Consider the following 1,095-nt stretch of genomic DNA (forward strand, 5'->3'; position numbering starts at 1 on the left):
CCGAGTCGTCGCCCGCGCCGCCGCCCGAGCCGTGTCCGGAGCGGCCTTCCCCCGGATGCGTGGTCAGCGCGAGGTCGGCCCGCCCGCTGCGCAGGTGCTCGGTCACCTGGTCGCTGAGGTTGTCCTCCACGTGCACCGCCACGTCGGGGTGGAGCCGCTGGTAGACGCGGATCATCGGAGGCAGCAGGGTCGCGGCCAGGGACGGCAGCGTGGCGATGGTGATGCTCCCCCTGGTGCCGGCGAGGTAGCCCTCGATGTGGGCCAGCCCGGTGTCGACGTGCTCGATCACGCCCCGCGCCACGGTCACCACGGCCTCCCCGTCACTGGTCAGCAGGACGCGGCGGGTGCTGCGCTGGAACAGCGGGGTGCGCAGCCGACGCTCGGCCTCCAGCACGGTGCGGCTGAGCGAGGACTGCGCGACCCCTAGTTCGGCGGCGGCGAGCGTGAAGCTGCGGTGATGGGCGACGGCGACGATGGCCCGGAGGTGATGCACGCCCAGATTCATGCTCATGGCACATGAATCTATCGCTGAATGATGTTGGACTGCATAACGTGAGTCACCTCACACTGTGTGGAGCCGACGAAAGGGGCTCTCGTGCTCGCATGGGCAGGTTTTCTCACCATCGGGGTGATTCTGGCTCTGCTGCTCTCCAACCGCGTGGCGGCGGTGGTGGCGCTGGCAGGGGTGCCGATCGTCTTCGCCCTGATCGCCGGGTTCGGACCGGCGGAGATCGGCGAATTCGTCGCCGACGGGCTGGGCGGCGTGGTCGGGGTGACGGTGATGTTCGTCTTCGCCATCACCTACTTCGGGGTGATGCGGGACGCCGGGCTCTTCGACCCGCTGATCCGGCGCATCGTCCGCTGGGCGGGCAACGCCCCGGTCACCATCTGCGTGGCCACCACCGCGCTGGCGATGGCCGCCCACCTCGACGGCGCCGGGGCCACCACGTTCCTCATCACCATCCCGGCCATGATCCCGCTCTTCGACCGCCTGGGCATGAGCCGGCTGACGCTGAGCGTGTGCGTGGGCCTGGGCGCCGGGACCATGAACCTGCTCCCCTGGGGCGGGCCCACCGCGCGGGCCGCGGCAACCGC

2 protein-coding genes are annotated in these 1,095 nt (G+C 70.6%); one reads left to right on the plus strand and one right to left on the minus strand.

The features are described 5' to 3' along the window. The coding region (locus G6026_RS13230) for a LysR family transcriptional regulator (RefSeq protein WP_182613446.1) at positions 1 to 511 on the minus strand (511 nt) is incomplete at its 3' end. 84 nt (positions 512 to 595) lie between these two features. On the opposite strand from G6026_RS13230, the gene G6026_RS13235 reads away from it, so the two are divergent. After that, the coding region (locus G6026_RS13235) for an SLC13 family permease (protein WP_309230213.1) at positions 596 to 1,095 on the plus strand (500 nt) is incomplete at its 3' end.

It is taken from the genome of Dietzia sp. DQ11-38-2 (assembly GCF_014145055.1).
In the GTDB taxonomy this organism is placed as follows: domain Bacteria; phylum Actinomycetota; class Actinomycetes; order Mycobacteriales; family Mycobacteriaceae; genus Dietzia.